14 protein-coding genes are annotated in these 16662 nt (G+C 65.9%); 6 read left to right on the top strand and 8 right to left on the bottom strand.

The features are described 5' to 3' along the window. From accC to AC3RCE_RS20805, 4 genes are all read left to right on the top strand, one after another. The gene (accC, locus tag AC3RCE_RS20820) at positions 1–1350 is read left to right on the top strand and encodes an acetyl-CoA carboxylase biotin carboxylase subunit (RefSeq protein ID WP_218296061.1); all 1350 of its coding nucleotides are present in this window, start codon (positions 1–3) and stop codon (positions 1348–1350) included. 79 nt (positions 1351–1429) lie between these two features. Continuing rightward, positions 1430–2344: a 50S ribosomal protein L11 methyltransferase gene (gene prmA, locus AC3RCE_RS20815; protein WP_218296060.1), complete on the top strand. Its 915-nt coding sequence runs from the start codon at positions 1430–1432 to the stop codon at positions 2342–2344. Positions 2345–2399: 55 nt separating this feature from the next. Then, positions 2400–3851 (top strand): zinc-ribbon and DUF3426 domain-containing protein, encoded by a 1452-nt coding sequence (locus AC3RCE_RS20810; protein ID WP_492253840.1) that lies wholly within the window; start codon positions 2400–2402, stop codon positions 3849–3851. Between the two features lie 30 nt (positions 3852–3881). Further along, entirely contained in the window at positions 3882–4778 is an 897-nt protein-coding gene (locus AC3RCE_RS20805; protein WP_218296058.1) for a carbohydrate kinase family protein, read from the top strand. Between the two features lie 141 nt (positions 4779–4919). Here the strand turns inward: AC3RCE_RS20805 and AC3RCE_RS20800 are convergent, their stop codons facing one another. The 3 genes from AC3RCE_RS20800 to AC3RCE_RS20790 form a co-directional block, all read right to left on the bottom strand. After that, positions 4920–5429, bottom strand: a complete 510-nt coding sequence (locus AC3RCE_RS20800) for a histone (protein WP_492253839.1) — start codon at positions 5427–5429, stop codon at positions 4920–4922. A 183-nt stretch (positions 5430–5612) separates the two neighbouring features. Next, on the bottom strand, positions 5613–6809 hold the full coding sequence (locus AC3RCE_RS20795) for a ribonucleotide-diphosphate reductase subunit beta (protein WP_492253838.1): 1197 nt from the start codon (positions 6807–6809) through the stop codon (positions 5613–5615). 134 nt (positions 6810–6943) lie between these two features. Next, complete coding sequence (locus AC3RCE_RS20790; RefSeq protein WP_369643327.1) at positions 6944–9886, bottom strand: ribonucleoside-diphosphate reductase subunit alpha; 2943 nt, start codon at positions 9884–9886, stop codon at positions 6944–6946. A gap of 174 nt (positions 9887–10060) precedes the next feature. Here AC3RCE_RS20790 and AC3RCE_RS20785 point away from each other — a divergent pair, with 174 nt between their 5' ends. After that, positions 10061–10234, top strand: a complete 174-nt coding sequence (locus tag AC3RCE_RS20785; RefSeq protein WP_218296054.1) for a hypothetical protein — start codon at positions 10061–10063, stop codon at positions 10232–10234. A 21-nt stretch (positions 10235–10255) separates the two neighbouring features. On the opposite strand, the gene ampD is transcribed toward AC3RCE_RS20785, so the two are convergent. From ampD to AC3RCE_RS20760, 5 genes are read right to left on the bottom strand one after another with little or no spacing between them, the layout of a single operon-like run. Then, positions 10256–10888 carry a 1,6-anhydro-N-acetylmuramyl-L-alanine amidase AmpD gene (ampD, locus tag AC3RCE_RS20780; protein ID WP_492253837.1) on the bottom strand — a complete coding sequence of 211 codons (633 nt, stop codon included), beginning with the start codon at positions 10886–10888 and terminating at the stop codon, positions 10256–10258. Continuing rightward, positions 10872–12389 carry a sigma-54-dependent transcriptional regulator gene (locus AC3RCE_RS20775; RefSeq protein ID WP_218296052.1) on the bottom strand — a complete coding sequence of 506 codons (1518 nt, stop codon included), beginning with the start codon at positions 12387–12389 and terminating at the stop codon, positions 10872–10874. Before AC3RCE_RS20775 ends, ampD begins: the two co-directional genes overlap by 17 nt. A gap of 11 nt (positions 12390–12400) precedes the next feature. After that, positions 12401–14104, bottom strand: coding sequence for a two-component system sensor histidine kinase NtrB (locus AC3RCE_RS20770; protein ID WP_492253836.1), 1704 nt, complete (start codon positions 14102–14104; stop codon positions 12401–12403). A gap of 8 nt (positions 14105–14112) precedes the next feature. Continuing rightward, positions 14113–14334: a PP0621 family protein gene (locus AC3RCE_RS20765; protein WP_218296050.1), complete on the bottom strand. Its 222-nt coding sequence runs from the start codon at positions 14332–14334 to the stop codon at positions 14113–14115. Continuing rightward, positions 14331–15128, bottom strand: coding sequence for a cytochrome C assembly family protein (locus tag AC3RCE_RS20760; RefSeq protein ID WP_218339681.1), 798 nt, complete (start codon positions 15126–15128; stop codon positions 14331–14333). Before AC3RCE_RS20760 ends, AC3RCE_RS20765 begins: the two co-directional genes overlap by 4 nt. A 99-nt stretch (positions 15129–15227) precedes the next feature. On the opposite strand from AC3RCE_RS20760, the gene ffh reads away from it, so the two are divergent. Further along, positions 15228–16607: a signal recognition particle protein gene (gene ffh, locus AC3RCE_RS20755; protein WP_218296048.1), complete on the top strand. Its 1380-nt coding sequence runs from the start codon at positions 15228–15230 to the stop codon at positions 16605–16607. The last annotated feature ends 55 nt before the right edge of the window (positions 16608–16662 follow it).

Below are 16662 nucleotides of genomic sequence, written 5' to 3'. Positions count from 1 at the left end.
ATGTTCAAGAAGATTCTTGTTGCCAATCGCGGCGAAATCGCGCTGCGCATCCAGCGCGCCTGCCATGAGCTGGGCGTGAAGGCGGTGATGGTCTACTCCGAGGCCGACCGCGACGCCAAGTACGTCAAGCTGGCGGAAGAAGCGGTGTGCATCGGCCCCGCCCCGTCCCCGCTGTCCTACCTCAACATGCCCGCCATCATCTCCGCCGCCGAGGTGACCGATGCCGAGGCCATCCACCCCGGCTACGGCTTCCTGTCCGAGAACGCGGACTTCGCCGAGCGCGTGGAAAAGAGCGGGTTCCAGTTCATCGGCCCCACGCCCGAGTCCATCCGCATCATGGGCGACAAGGTCTCGGCCAAGCAGGCCATGATCCGCGCGGGCGTGCCCTGCGTGCCCGGCTCCGAGGGCGAGCTGCCCGATGACCCGGTGCAGATCCGCCGCATTGCCAAGGCCGTGGGCTACCCCGTGATCATCAAGGCCGCCGGCGGCGGCGGTGGCCGCGGCATGCGCGTGGTGCACACCGAGGCCGCCCTGGTCAATGCCGTGCAGATGACCAAGGCCGAAGCGGGCGCCGCCTTCGGCAATCCTGCGGTGTACATGGAGAAGTTCCTCCAGAACCCGCGCCACATCGAGATCCAGATCCTGGCCGACAAACACCGCAACGCGGTCTACCTGGGCGAGCGCGATTGCTCCATGCAGCGCCGCCACCAGAAGGTCATCGAAGAGGCGCCGGCACCCGGCATCCCCCGCAAGCTGATCGAAAAGATCGGCGAGCGCTGCGTGGCGGCCTGTAAGAAGATCGGCTACCGCGGCGCGGGCACGTTCGAGTTCCTGTACGAGAACGGCGAGTTCTACTTCATCGAGATGAACACGCGCGTGCAGGTCGAGCACCCCGTGACCGAGTGGATCACCGGCGTGGACATCGTGAAGACGCAGATCATGGTCGCCGCGGGCGAGAAGCTGCCGTTCACCCAGCGCCAGATCGAGATCCGGGGCCATGCCATCGAGTGCCGGATCAATGCGGAAGACCCCTACAAGTTCATCCCCTCGCCCGGGCGCATCACCACCTGGCACCCACCGGGCGGCCCCGGCGTGCGCGTGGATTCACATGCGTACACCAACTACTTCGTGCCGCCCAACTACGACTCGATGATCGGCAAGATCATCGTGCACGGCGACACGCGCGAGCAGGCCCTGGCCCGCATGCGCACGGCGCTGAACGAGACCGTGATCGAAGGCATCAACACCAACGTGCCGCTGCACCGCGAGCTGATGGTGGACGCCAAGTTCATGGCCGGCGGCACCAACATCCACTATCTGGAAGAGTGGCTGTCGCAGCACAAGCGCTGAGATTGCGGCTGCGCACGGTCATTCGCATGCTGGCTCCTGGCGACGGGTGCCAGCATTTCATTTTTTCTGAGAGGCGCCTATGTTTGAGCTGAGCCTGATGTGCCCCGAGGACCGGATCGAAGCGGTCAGCGATGCCCTGGATGCACTGGATGCACTGAGCGTGTCGGTGGAGGATGCCGATGCGCAGACCGATGCCGAACAGGCCCTGTTCGGCGAGCCTGGCATGCCGCCGCCCAAGGATGGCTGGCAGCGCAGCCGGGTGACGGCGCTCTTCCCCTCCGAAGGGGCTGCGCGCGATGCGCAGCAGCTGCTGGCCGTGCAGGACTTCTTTGCCGGCTGCCAGGTCCTGGGTGTGTCCCAGGTGGCCGACCAGGACTGGGTGCGCCTGACGCAATCGCAGTTCGCACCCGTGGACATCACCCCGGACTTCTGGATCGTTCCCACCTGGCATGAACTGCCGGCGCAGGCGAAGCGCAGCATCCGGCTGGACCCGGGCCTGGCCTTCGGCACCGGCACCCATCCCACGACACGCATGTGCCTGCGCTGGATTGCCCGCAACGGTGCCACCGAGTCGTCCATGGGCAATCCGCTGGGCCGGGTTCTGGACTATGGCTGCGGCTCCGGCATCCTGGCGATTGGCGCGGCGAAGTTTGGCGCCACGGACATTGATGCGGTGGATATCGATCCTGCCGCCGTGGAATCCACGGCGCTGAATGCGCAAGCCAATGAGGTGCAGCTGCATGCCGGCCTGCCCGACAAGGCCCGGGGCGCATACCAGACCGTGCTGGCGAACATACTTGCCACCCCCTTGCGGGTGCTCGCGCCCCTCCTATGCGGGCATGTGATGCCGGGCGGGCACCTGGTGCTGGCGGGCATCCTGGAGCGCCAGGCCGATGAGCTGAAAGAAGCCTATGCACCCTGGATTCGGCTCGAGGTGGCCGACCTGGAGGACGGCTGGATCCTGATGACCGCACGGCGCGACGAGGCGGCGTAGGCAGAGCCACACGCCCGGCGGGGTTGCGTGCGCCGCTATCTACAATCCATCGCTGATGAGCCAGATCACTCGCTGCCCGTCCTGTCTTACCTCCTTCAAGGTGGTGGCAGACCAATTGCGCATCTCCGAAGGATGGGTGCGCTGCGGCCAATGCAAAGAGGTTTTCGATGCGTCGGCGCATCTGCTGCCAGCGGCCCCTCCCGCGCTTTTGCCGGATGTGTCCTTGACCGACGTGCGTCCGCCGCCGGTGCCCGTGGCGCGCAGGGCGGATGCCGAGCGCGCATGGGGCGAGCCTTTCTCTCCACCGCCTGCTTCACCGTCTCCGGCGGTGTCGCCGGCAAGCGGGCCCGCGCCGGCCACGCTTCCGCAATTGCCCGCAACCCCTGTCCTGGATGTCCCTCAGCCAGCGGTGCCTGCCTTTCTTGCCGCGGCAAGCGGGGACGTGGCTGACGGCGAGGACGCCCGCATGGCGCGCCTGACGCGATTTGCGTGGCGTCCGGAAGATTCTTCGTCGCCTGGCAGTCCCGATGGCGCGGCACCGGCACCGGCTCCGGCTCCGGTGCCGCCTCCCGCCGCCGTGGTCTCGGATCCCTTGCCCGCCGCACGGCCGGATGTGGCCGTTGAGTCCGTGCCGGGCGGGTATGAATTGCCGTACGCCGCGTTGCGAGACCCCGAGGAGGAGCCTGAACCGGTTTCGCCAGCGGCCCTGACCGACATGGGCTATCCAGCGCTCGAGTTGCCTGTGAAACCGGCGGCCGCCTCCGCGCCGGAGGAGGACGGTGGCGTCGAGGTGGCACCCGCCGCGCCGGAGGGCGCCGCAGAGCCCCTGCCGCCAGTGGAGTTTGTGCGGGAGTCCGTGGTGCTCGGGCCGGAGGCCTTGGCGCTCGTGGAGGACCGTTCTCCCGCAGCCGTCTTGCTGGCGCCCTCGCGCAATTCGCCCCGGGACGCGCCAGACCTGGATGACGACGAGGGCGAGGGAGTGGATGCCGGGCAGGAGGTCAGCTTTGTCGTCGCGGCGCGGCGAAAGGCGTTCTGGCGCAAGCCGATGGTGCGCGTGGGGCTTGCCCTCGTGCTGTTGTTGTCGGTCGCGGCGCTCGCGCTGCAGGTCGCCATTCAGGAGCGTGACCGCGTGGCGGCGATGGATCCGCGCACAAGGCCATGGTTGATGGCGTTGTGCGTTCCGTTGCAATGCCAGATTGCGCCGCAACGCCAGATTGCGGATGTGGTCATCGACAGCTCCTCCTTCAACAAGGCCCGGGGTGACAGCTATCAGCTGGCCCTGGCCATGAAGAGCAAGGCCTCGATACCCCTGGCCATGCCCGCCGTGGAGCTGACCCTGACGGACGCGCAGGACCAGCCCGTTCTCCGGCGTGTCCTGCTGCCGGCCGACCTGGGGGCTCCGATGGAGTTGCCGGCGCGCGGTGAATGGAGCGCCTCGGTGTCGGTGATCGTGACCACTGGCGGGGCGCGTGTGGCCGGCTATCGGCTGCTGGCGTTCTATCCCTGATACTGATTTCTACCAACCTACTTTTCTGATATGGCTGCCCTTATTTGCGGTTCCCTGGCATTCGACACCATCATGACCTTCGAGGGCCGCTTCGCCGAGCAGATACTGCCGGACCAGCTGCACATCCTGAATGTCTCTTTCCTGGTGCCTTCGTTGCGCCGTGATTTCGGGGGGTGCGCGGGCAACATCGCGTACAGCCTCAAGCTGCTGGGCGGCGAACCATTGCCCATGGCGACATTGGGAAGCGACGGAGCGGACTACTTGCAGCGGCTGCGAACGCTGGGCATCAGCACCGAATTTGTGCGGCAAGTGGACGACAGCTTCACGGCCCAGGCCATGATCATGAACGACCGTGACAACAACCAGATCACGGCTTTCCATCCCGGGGCGATGCAGCAGGCGCACATCACGCGCGTTGCCGCGCGCGGAGACATCCGCCTTGGCATCGTCGCACCCGACGGGCGTGAGGCGATGCTGCAGCATGCAGAGCAATTCAAGGCGGCGGATATTCCCTTTGTGTTCGATCCTGGCCAGGGCCTGCCCATGTTCGACGGCAAGGAGCTTGCGCATTTCGTGGATCTTGCCAGCTGGGTGGTGGTCAACGACTACGAGGGGAAAATGCTCTCGCAGCGCACGGGCTGGAGCCTGGCCGACATCTCCCGGCGTGTGCGCGGGCTGGTCGTGACCCTGGCTGCGGAAGGCTGCGAAGTCTGGATTGACGGCGAGCGCGAGCATGTGCCGGCCGCGAAGCCGGCCGCCGTGGTCGAGCCCACGGGTTGTGGCGATGCCTGGCGTGGCGCGCTGTTGTTCGGCTTGGAAAAGGGCTGGCCGTTGGCCCGCTGCGCCGAATTGGGCAACCGGGTCGGGGCCCTCAAGATTGCGCAGCGCGGCCCGCAGAACTACACGCTGGATTTCACTCCCGCGTGAGGGTTGAGGGTGCGGTGCCTGCGGGGCAGGCGGGTGGGGGCGGCTTCGGTTCGAGGTACCGCTTTGCCCGAAGCGCGTGTCTCGGCAGGCATAAAAAAACCCGGTGCAACGGCACCGGGTTGAGCGCGTAATACGTGCTGATTACGGCTTGTTGCCCGTAGGGAAGGGCCAGGCTGCCTGAGGGTTCAGGGTAGTCTGTGCTGCAGGAGCGGCCGCAGGGGCAGGCGCCTTGGGGGCCTTCTTGGCCGGTGCAGCTTTCTTCGCGGGGGCGGCCTTGGCGGGTGCAGCCTTCTTTGCTGCTGCTGCCTTCTTGGCGGGAGCGGCCTTCTTGGCTGGTGCTGCTGCCTTCTTGGCAGGCGCAGCCTTCTTTGCTGCTACTGCCTTCTTGGCGGGAGCGGCCTTCTTGGCTGGTGCTGCTGCCTTCTTGGCAGGCGCAGCCTTCTTCGCTGCTACTGCCTTCTTGGCGGGAGCGGCCTTCTTGGCTGGTGCTGCTGCCTTCTTGGCAGGTGCAGCCTTCTTCGCTGCTACTGCCTTCTTGGCGGGAGCGGCTTTCTTGGCCGGTGCAGCCTTCTTTGCCGCTACGGGCTTTGCCGATGCGGCCTTTTTCGCTGGGGGTGCCTTCTTGGCGGCCGTTTTTTTCGCAGTTGCCATCATGTTCTCCTTGGGTCAATTTGCAAAGAGCACTTCGTGTCTGCAGTGGACACGAAGCGATCCATGGCGATGGAGAAAACCCCCATCGCCATGAACACGGGAACGCCCTGCACGGCAACGCTCTGCGGCGCTGTCTGTGTGGGGCGTGGTGTAAAAATCCATGGTGGTGTGATGCGAAAGGCGCTAGTCCCAGGACAGCGCACCACCGGACTGGTATTCAATAACCCGGGTCTCGAAGAAGTTGCGTTCCTTCTTGAGGTCAATCATCTCGCTCATCCACGGGAACGGGTTCTCTTCGTTGGGGAACAGCGTTTCCAGTCCGATCTGCGTGGCACGGCGATTGGCGATGTAGCGCAGGTAGCCCTTGAACATGGACGCGTTCATGCCCAGCACGCCGCGGGGCATGGTGTCTTCGGCGTAGCGGTATTCCAGCTCGACCGCCTTGAGGAACAGCGCCTTGATCTCGGCCTTGAATTCGGCGGTCCAGAGGTGCGGGTTCTCGAGCTTGAGCTGGTTGATCAGGTCGATGCCGAAGTTGCAGTGCATCGACTCGTCGCGCAGGATGTACTGGTATTGCTCGGCCGCGCCGGTCATCTTGTTTTGCCGGCCCAGCGCCAGGATCTGCGTGAAGCCGACATAGAAGAACAGGCCTTCCATCAGGCAGGCGAAAACGATCAGCGACTTGAGCAGCGTCTGGTCGTTTTCGGCGGTGCCGGTGTGGAAATTGGGGTCCATGATCGCTTCGATGAAAGGGATCAGGAACTGGTCCTTGTCACGGATCGACTGGACTTCGTTGTAGGCGTTGAAGATCTCGGACTCGTCCAGTCCGAGCGACTCCACAATGTACTGGTAGGCGTGCGTGTGGATGGCTTCTTCAAAGGCCTGGCGCAGCAGGAACTGGCGGCACTCGGGCGCCGTGATGTGGCGGTAGGTGCCCAGCACGATGTTGTTGGCGGCCAGCGAGTCGGCGGTCACGAAGAAGCCGAGATTGCGCTTGATGATGCGGCGCTCGTCATCGGTCAGGCCGTTCGGGTCCTTCCACAACGCGATGTCGCGCGTCATGTTCACTTCCTGCGGCATCCAGTGGTTGGCGCAGGTGGCGAGGTACTTTTCCCACGCCCACTTGTACTTGAACGGGACCAGCTGGTTGACGTCGGTCTGGCCGTTGATGATGCGCTTGTCGGCGGCATTGACGCGCCGATGCACTGCAGTGGACTCCGCCACTTGCGGGCCGGCCGCGGCCGTTGCGGCCGCAGCAACGGGTTGCAGCGAGGGGGACTGAAAAGACAGAGGCGGTTGCCCCGCCGGGCGGTTGTTTTGCAGACCGCCGTCCAGTTGATTTTGCGATGAGGGCTTGACTTCTTCGTCCCAGGTCAACATAGATTTTCCAGTGTTCGGATTATGAAAGCAGTGCTGCGAAAAGAAAAGCACTGAAGCGTTGTGTGGCAACGATTTGTTGCTTCACAGCACATGCGCAACGCCTTGGATGTGTCGAGGCGTTGCGCGCGAAGTCCTTATTGGCAGGCTTCGCAGGTTGGATCGTCGATTGCGCAGAACTTGATGTCCGTGGCGGGCAGCGCGGCGGCCTGCTCGGCGGCCGCTGCCGCGGCGGCTTCCAGCGCGCTGGGCTTGGCCTGCGGGGACGCGGAGGCCTGTGGCGCACCGCCGTCGTTGCCGGACGAAACCGCGTTGAGCTGGCGCGTGTTCACGGTGCTCATCTCGACGTGCGTGGCGCTCTGCGTGCGCAGGTAGTAGGTGGTCTTCAGACCGCGCACCCAGGCCAGCTTGTAGGTGTCGTCAAGCTTCTTGCCCGATGCGCCAGCCATGTAGATGTTCAGGCTCTGCGCCTGGTCGATCCATTTCTGGCGGCGCGATGCGGCCTCCACCAGCCAGTGGGGCTCCACCTCGAAGGCGGTCGAATACAGCGCCTTGATGTCTGGCGGCACGCGATCGATGGGGTGCAGGGAGCCCTTGAAATGCTTGAGATCCATGATCATCACGTCATCCCACAGTCCCAGGCGCTTGAGGTCGCGCACCAGGCCGCCGTTGATGACGGTGAATTCGCCCGACAGGTTGGACTTCACGGACAGGTTGCCGAACGAGGGCTCGATCGATGCATCCACGCCGATGATGTTGGAGATGGTCGCGGTGGGCGCGATGGCCACGCAATTCGAGTTGCGCATGCCGTCCTGTGCGATCTTCTTGCGCAGGGCGTCCCAGTCCAGGGTGGAAGAGCGGTCCACTTCCACATACCCGCCCCGGGCATCCGACAGCATGTCCAGCGTGTCGAACGGGAGGATGCCGCGGTCCCACAGCGAGCCCTTGTAGCTGGAGTACTGGCCGCGTTCCCGTGCCAGTTCGGTGGAGGCCCAGTAGGCGTAGTAGCAGATGGCTTCCATCGACTTGTCGGCGAACTCCACGGCCTCTTGCGACGCGTAGGGAATGCGCAGCTCATACAGGCTGTCCTGGAACGCCATCACCCCCAGGCCCACCGGGCGATGGCGCAGGTTGGAGTCGCGCGCCTTCTTGACGGCGTAGTAGTTGATGTCGATCACGTTGTCGAGCATGCGCATGGCGACCTTGATGGTCCTCTTGAGCTTGTCATGGTCGATCTGGCCGTCCTTCAGATGCTGCAGCAGGTTGACCGAGCCGAGGTTGCACACGGCGGTCTCGGTGTCGCTGGTGTTCAGCGTGATCTCGGTGCACAGGTTGGACGAGTGCACCACGCCGGCGTGCTGCTGGGGCGAGCGCACGTTGCAGGCGTCCTTGAACGTGATCCAGGGGTGGCCGGTCTCGAACAGCATGGTCAGCATCTTGCGCCACATGTCGGTGGCCTGCACCGTCTTGGAAGGCTTGATCTCGCCGCGCGCGGCCTTTTCCTCGTAGGCCACGTAGGCTTTCTCGAAGTCGGCGCCGAAGAGGTCGTGCAGGTCGGGCACGTTGGAAGGGGAGAACAGGGTCCAGGTGCCCTTTTCCATCACGCGGCGCATGAACAGGTCGGGAATCCAGTTCGCCGTGTTCATGTCGTGCGTGCGGCGGCGGTCGTCGCCCGTGTTCTTGCGCAGCTCCAGGAATTCTTCGATGTCGAGGTGCCAGGATTCCAGGTAGGTGCAGACAGCGCCCTTGCGCTTGCCGCCCTGGTTCACGGCCACGGCCGTGTCGTTGACGACCTTGAGGAAAGGCACCACGCCTTGCGATTCGCCGTTGGTGCCCTTGATGTGCGAACCCAGCGCGCGCACCCGGGTCCAGTCGTTGCCCAGGCCGCCCGCGAACTTGGACAGCAGGGCGTTTTCCTTGATCGACTCGTAGATGCCGTCCAGGTCGTCGGGCACCGTGGTCAGGTAGCACGAAGACAGCTGCGAGCGCAGCGTACCGCTGTTGAACAGCGTGGGCGTGCTGGACATGAAGTCGAACGACGAGAGCACTTCATAGAACTCAATGGCGCGGGCTTCGCGGTCGACTTCGTTGAGGGCCAGGCCCATGGCCACGCGCATGAAGAAAGCCTGGGGCAACTCGATGCGCGTCTTTTTGACGTGCAGGAAGTAACGGTCGTACAGGGTCTGCAGTCCGAGGTAGTCGAACTTCAGGTCGCGGTCCGCCTGCAGGGCGGCGCCCAGGCGCTGCAGGTCATATTGCAGCAGGCGCTCGTCCAGCAGCTCGTTTTCCACGCCCTTCTTGATGAATTCGGGGAAGTAGTCGATATAGGCTTGTCCCATCGCGCTCTGGGTCACCTCGCGGCCCAGGACTTCGCGCACGATCGTGTGCAGCAGCAGGCGGGCGGTGGCGTAGGTGTAGTCGGGGTCTTTTTCGATGAGCGTGCGTGCCGCCAGGATGGAGGCCTTGTAGACCTCGTCCATGGGAACGCCGTCGTACAGGTTGCGCATGGTTTCGGCAACGATGGGGTCTGCGCTGACGTCCGCGCCAAGATTCACGCAGGCCGACTCGATCAATGCCTGCAGCCGGTGGAGGTCGAGCGCAACGCGTTCTCCGCCGTCCAGCACGTGGAGCAGCGGAGCGGGGGCGGACGGAGCCTGCTGCTCGACCTGGCGTGCACGCTCCTGGGTGCGGCGCTCGCGGTACAGCACGTAGGCGCGGGCAATCTCATGGTGGCCGCCACGCATCAGTCCGAGTTCCACCTGGTCCTGCACATCTTCAATATGAAAGGTGCCGCCTCCGGGGCGCGACCGCACCAGGGCGCGGGTGACATTCTGGGTCAGGGTGTCCACGACTTCGCGCACGCTGGCGGACGCGGCGCCTTGTGTGCCATGCACCGCCAGGAAGGCCTTCATCATCGCCACCGCGATCTTTTGCGGCTCAAACGGCACCACCGCCCCGTTGCGGCGGATGATCTGGTAGTGCGCCAGCGAGTTGGCCGCCGACGTTGGCGCGGGCTGCGAAGCCGGAGCTTGCGCTGGGTTGGCGTGGGTGGTGGAAGGCGTAGTCAAAGCAGCTTGCATGGGTGTCCTCTTCTGTGGGCTGTCTGGGATGTGTGGCGCGGGGCGTGAAGCCGCCGCAAGGTGTGAGTGATGGGCCGGACTTCTGTCTGCCGCACACTATATATGGTGTGTCAGGTGCATTCAAGACACTACCGGTAGTGTACCGCCCCAAACCCCTGGGAAAAGGGAAACAGCATGTTTTCAATGCTGCGAGTTCTTGCGATGACCCCGCTGGAATCCCTTGTCCCACCGAAAAAGCAGCAGCGAATCCGCGCCGCGGCGGGCGATTCGGGCGGTTTTTCTTCGCGAGGCCGCGTGGAGCTTGGCGATGCGGCTTTGTGCGGTTGCACAAAGAAAAAGTTGCTGTGACGCGGCGCTGCGACAGCGCGTTCAGCTGGCGGCCAGGATGGTGGGCCGGGTCGCCGCGGGAAAACGGTGCGGAGGCCAGCGCAACGACTTTTGTACCTTCACCCAGTCGAAGCCGGGGCCGGGATCCTGCTTGCGCCCGGGCGCTATGTGCTCATGTCCCGCAATGTGCGCGATGGGATAACGCCGCGCGATGTCCTGGCAGAGCGTGGCCAGCGTCCGGTACTGGGCGGGTTCGAACGCCAGGCCCTCCAGGCCCTCCAGCTCAATGCCGATCGAGTCGTCATTGCACTGGCTGCGCCCGCGGTAGGCCGACTGGCCTGCGTGCCAGGCCCGCAGATCGCAATCCACGAACTGCCAGAGCGCACCGGTGCGCTCGATGAAGAAATGCGACGACACCGCCAGTCCGCGGATGCTCTGGTAGTAGGGATGGGCATCCCAGTCCAGGGTGTTGGTGAACAGCTGTTGCACTGCACCCCCCCCGTACTCGCCCGGCGGCAGGCTGATGGAATGCACCACGATCAGGTCGATGGCGGACCTGGCCGGTGCCGGGCGCGTGCCATGGTTGGGGGATGGGAGCCTCGTGGCCGCGCGGTGCCATCCGCCGTCCCACGGCGGTGGGTCCGCCGGCGCTGCCTCCTCAGCCCACGTCGTCATGCGGGTCCTGGTCGTTGGGCACGGCGATGTTCAGCCGGGCGATCCTGTAGCGTATCTGGCGCAGGCTGATGCCCAGCCGGGCGGCGGTGGCGGTCCGGTTGAAGCCCGCCTCGCGCAGGGCGCGGATCAGGATGTCGCGCTCCTGCTGGTCAAGCCATGCCTGAAGATCGCTGGGCAGCGTCACCAGGCTGCCCGCGCCGGGCGGCGGCGCGGCCGGGTAGGCGCTCTGCGGGTCGGCGGGGGACGGCATCGCGGGCGCTGGCGCCGCCCGTGTCCTCGGGGACTCGGCGGTCCCCCCCGAGGGCCCGTCCACATGCAGCTCTTCCCCATCGCTGAGCGCCACGGCCCGGTGCAGCAGGTTTTCAAGTTCCCGGACGTTGCCGGTCAGCGGGTGCGCGGCGATGGCGTGGAGCGCGCTGTCGGTCAGCGGGGGGACCGGCATGCCCGATTCCTGCGCGATGCGCGAGAGCAGCGCGGCGCACAGCACCGGCAGGTCCTCGCGCCGCTCGCGCAGAGGGGGGATCAGGATCTCGATCACGTTGAGCCGGTAGTACAGATCCTGCCGGAAGCGGCCCGATTGCACATCGGCGGCCAGGTCGCGGTGCGTGGCGCTGACGATGCGCACATCCACCGTCTCCTCCTGCGTCGAGCCCAGGGGCCGCACGCTGCGCTCCTGGATCGCACGCAGCAATTTGGACTGCATGGCCAGGGGCAGGTCGCCGATCTCGTCGAGAAACAGCGTGCCGCCACGGGCCGCCTGAAAGTAGCCGTCGCGATCCTGGGCGGCGCCGGTGTAGGAGCCCTTGCGGGCGCCGAAGAACTCCGCCTCGAGCAGGTTCTCGGGAATGGCACCACAGTTCACGGCCACCAGCGGGCCATCCGCGCGCTGGCTGCTGGCATGCAGGGCCTGCGCCACCAGTTCCTTGCCCGTGCCTGATTCACCGTGAATCAGCACGGGCGCCATGCCGCGCGCGACCTTGGCCACCCGCTGCTTGACGTTGCGGATCGCCTCGGAGGTGCCCACCAGCCGGTCCAGGGCGGTGCCCGCCGCCAGGGGATCCGCGCCGGCCGGCGCCGGCCGGCCTTGCACTCCACCGCTGCGCGCGGCCCGGGGCGCGGGGACACCACCCGTGCCCTGCACCGCGGAGGCGACAACCGACCGGAACTGCTTGAGGTCCACCGGCTTGGTCATGTAGTCGAACGCGCCGGAGCGCAGGGCCTCCACGGCGTTCTCGGCCGACCCGTAGGCCGTCATGACCACGCAGCGTTCGCGGCGCTGCTGGTCACGCAGGTCCTGCAGCAGTTCCATGCCGAACCCGTCGGGCAGGCGCATGTCGGTGATGACGGCATCGAACCGGTGGGCCTTGAGCTGCTCGCGTGCCTCCTGCACGCTGGACGCAGTCTCCACACGATAGCCTTCGCGCAGCAGCGTCAGCTCGTACAAGGTGCGCAGGTCGGGTTCGTCGTCCACGACGAGGATGGAGGCGGCAGGGGCGTTCATGGCAATGTGTTTCAGACCACGATGGTGTCAAACAGCGTGGCGGCTTCGGTGGGGCGTGTGGTGCGGCGAAAGCCCACGGTGAAGGCGTTGCCTCCCACCTCGCCCCGCAGGGTGGTGCGGGTAAGCCGCTGGTAGCTGATGGACGCCCCATGGCGCTGGCACAGCTCGCGGCAAATATACAGGCCCAGGCCGCTGGAGCGGCTTTCGGATGAAAAGAAGGGCTCGAACAGGTGGCGCTCCACCGATTTGTCCATGGGGGCGCCGTCGCTCCAGACTTGCAGGCTGATCTGTCCCGACGGCAGGGCCCGGGTGGTCACCGTGAGCGAATCGGGCTCCTGGCCCATGTAGCGCAGCGCATTGTCCAGCAGGTTCACGAGCACGCGGCGCAGATGCTCCGTGTCGAATTCCACCTGGGTATTGCCCGCTTCGAGCATCACCACCGCGCGGCGCTGCAGGGGGTCCTGCGCCTGCCAGTCATTCCAGACCAGCGCCACGGTTTCATCCAGCGGCAAGGTGGATGCCGGCGCGTGGCTGATCTGGTGCTGCACGCGGGCGATGTCCAGCACCTCTTCGGCGATGCGGGCCAGGCGGTCCGCATTCTGCTGCACCATGCGCGCCAGGCGTTTCTGGGCGGGGTCGTGCAGGTCTTCCTCGAGCAGGGCGTTGGCCTGCACGATGGCGGCCAGCGGGTTGCGGATCTCATGCGCCACGGCGGCGGACATGCGGCCCATGGCGGCGAGCTTTTCCGTGCGCAGCCGGGCTTCCATCTCCCGCAGATCGTGCAGGAACATCACGCACAGGCGCTCGGTCTGCGCCTGGCGCGCGGCTTCGCGCGTCGAGGTCAGCCAGGTGCGCACATGCAGTCCGGTGGGGCTCTGTCCAGGATGGAGCAGGTCCACGTCCGCGGTCTGGGAATGTTCCTGGCGGAAAGTCCTCCGTGCCAGGGTGACCAGCGGGTTCCAGGGCGTCTCGGACGACAGGATGAAGGGCAGTTCGGGCAGGGCCGAGCCGCCGAGAAGCTGGAGCCCGGCGGGATTGGCAATGCGCACCACATCGCTTTCGTCCACCACCAGCACCCCGTCGGTGAGGTTCTGGATGACCAGCGCGCTGACCTGGGTCTGCACCCGGGCGGCGACCTGGCTTTGCTGCGCCACTTCCTGCTCGCGGGCCAGGCGGCTCGCGAGCTGGTGCACGAGGTAGCTCACGATGAAGTAGCCCGTGCCAGTCAGCGCGCTTTGCAGGTAGCGCGGCGCATCGTCGCCCGCGGTGCCGGAGCCCATCCACCAGGCCCAGCCCAGCAGCAGCAGCGTCACGCCCGCCGTGGTGCCCAGTGCCAGGGTCAGGGTCCCCAGCACGGCCGCCATCAGGATGGGCAGGCCAAACAGGGGGGTGTAGTTCATGGTGCCCGCATGCAGCAATTGCAGCGCGGCGATGGCGGCAAGGTCCACCCCGATGGAGGGCAGCCATTGCGGGCCGGCCCCCGGCGACGGGGGGCGGTGCCTTGCCAGGATGCGCAGCAAGGTGGTGGCCGCGAGATACAGCGCACACACCACCAGCACGGTCGGCTCCGTGGCCTGGTTGATGGCCTGACCCGCACCTTGCAGCACGAGGAGAGCCAGTGCCACCATGACGCGGCCGGTCAGGAATCCCCGCCACAGCCGCACGAACGGCGCATCGACCACGGATGTGAAGGTGCTGGCGGACAGCGCTGGCATGGCCGGTCTCAGGCCGGGCCCAAGCGCCGGTGCTCGGCGCAGCAGTAGGCCTGGGGGCCGACCATCAGCGCTTCGGCCTGGGGAACGTGAACGCCGCAGTGGGCACAGGCAAGCATGTCTTGCGGAAGCGCCAGGGGCGGGGGGCTGGAAGACTCCGCGCCGGTCGCGCGGCGTCCGCGCCAGATACCGATGGCAACGACCAGCACCACCAGCAAGACCAGGTATTTCATGCGTTGCGGCCCAGAACGACTTCCATGACAAAGCGGGATCCCACGTAGGCCAGCAGCAGCAACGCCGAGCCTGCGTACAGCACGCGCACCGCATTGCGGCCCCGCCACCCGAAGCGCGCACGCCCCACCAGAAGGGTGGCGAACGTGAGCCAGGACAGCAGGGAGAACACGGCCTTGTGGTCCCACCGCCAGGCCCTTCCATACAGCGTGTCGCCAAACAGCCAGCCCGCCAGCAGGGTTGCGGTCAGCAGGATGAAGCCCGCGGTCACGAAGCGAAAGGTCAGGCGTTCGAGGGTCAGCAACGGAATGCCGCTGTGCGGATCTTCGGCCTGCCGGATATGGCGCTCGGCGCGGGTCATGAGCCATGCATGCACCACGGCGGCGCCAAAGAGGCCGTAGCAGGCGATGCCCAGCGCCAGGTGCAGGGGCAGCCAGGCGGAGGCCGCGACATGCAGGGGCTGGCCCGGGAAAACCAAGGCCAGCACCACGGCGATGGCGCCGAGCGCGGCCAGGATCCACCGGGCCTGCATCTGCGGAAACAGCTGCCGCTCCACCGCATACACCGTGAGCACGAGCCAGGCCGTCATCGACAGGGCGGGGGCAAAGCCAAAGCGGGGCGCCTCGCCCCAAAGCCCCCACACCAGCACCGCGCCATGCAGTATCCAGGCGACCAGCAGCGCATTGCGTGCTGCCGCGGCCCCCAGCCGCGAGGCGGCTGCGGCGGGCACGGCGTATGCCACGGCCGCGGCCAGGGCCAGCAGCCAGCTGACGGGGGAAGCACTGGGTAAAATCATGGGTACAGTTTAGCCTTTCGCCCCACCGCCAGCGCCCTGGCGGGCCCGCGTGCACAACGACAGCGTTGATGGCGCGCAGGCAATACCGGAACTTCTCCTATGGCCTCCGCCCTTACCGACAAACTCACGCGCCTCGTCAAGGAGATGCGTGGCCAGGCCCGCATCACCGAGTCCAACGTCACGGACATGCTGCGCGAGGTGCGCATGGCCTTGCTCGAGGCCGACGTGGCCCTGCCCGTGGTGCGCGACTTCATCGCGCGCGTCAAGGAAAAGGCACTGGGCCAGGAGGTGCTGGGCTCGCTCAAGCCGGGCCAGACGCTGGTGAGCATCGTCAACCGCGAACTCGCCGCCACCATGGGCGAAGGCGTGGCCGACATCAACCTGGCTGCGCAGCCGCCGGCCGTGATCCTGATGGCCGGCCTGCAGGGGGCGGGCAAGACCACCACCACGGCCAAGCTGGCCAAGCACCTGATCGAAAAACGCAAGAAGAAGGTGCTCACCGTCTCGGGCGACGTGTACCGCCCGGCGGCCATCGAACAGCTCAAGACGGTGACGAAGCAGGCCGGTGCCGAGTGGTTCCCGAGCACGCCGGACCAGAAGCCGCTCGATATCGCGCACGCCGCGCTCGACTACGCCAAGAAGCACTACTTCGATGTGCTGCTGGTCGATACCGCGGGCCGCCTGGCCATCGATGAAGCCCTGATGAAGGAAATCAAGGACCTGCATGCGGCGCTGAACCCGGTCGAGACCCTGTTCGTGGTCGATGCCATGCAGGGCCAGGATGCGATCAACACGGCCAAGGCCTTCAAGGAGGCGCTGCCGCTCACCGGCATCGTGCTCACCAAGCTCGATGGCGATTCGCGCGGCGGTGCGGCGCTGTCGGTGCGGCAGATCACGGGCGCGCCGATCAAGTTCGCGGGCGTGTCCGAGAAGCTCGACGGCCTGGAGGTGTTCGATGCCGAGCGCCACGCGGGCCGCATCCTGGGCATGGGCGACATCGTGGCGCTGGTGGAGCAGGTCACGGCGGGCGTGGACATGGAGGCGGCGCAAAAGCTGGCGGCCAAGGTCAAGAGCGGTGACGGCTTCGACCTGAACGACTTTCTTTCCCAGATCCAGCAGATGAAGCAGATGGGCGGGCTTTCCAGCCTCATGGACAAGCTCCCGTCCCAGCTCACCGCCAAGGCCGGCGCCATGGACATGGACAAGGCCGAGAAGGACATCAAGCGCAAGGAGGGCATCATCCAGAGCATGACGCCGCTGGAGCGGCGCAAGCCCGACCTCATCAAGGCCACGCGCAAGAAACGCATCGCCAACGGCGCGGGCGTGCATGTGCAGGAAGTCAACCGCCTGCTCAAGGAGTTCGAGCAGATGCAGGGCATGATGAAGAAGATGAAGGGCGGCGGCCTGATGAAGATGATGAAGAAGATGGGCGGCATGAAGGGCCTGGGCGGGGGCGGCATGCCCAAGATGCCCTTCTGAGATAGAGGCATTTCGGCCTCTGGCGCTGATGGATAAAGCGCGAAAAGCTATAAAA

Source organism: Acidovorax sp. GW823-FHT05D11, from assembly GCF_058795695.1.
The sequence above is the reverse complement of the archived record's forward strand: the minus strand, read 5'-3'. Positions and strand labels throughout refer to the sequence as shown.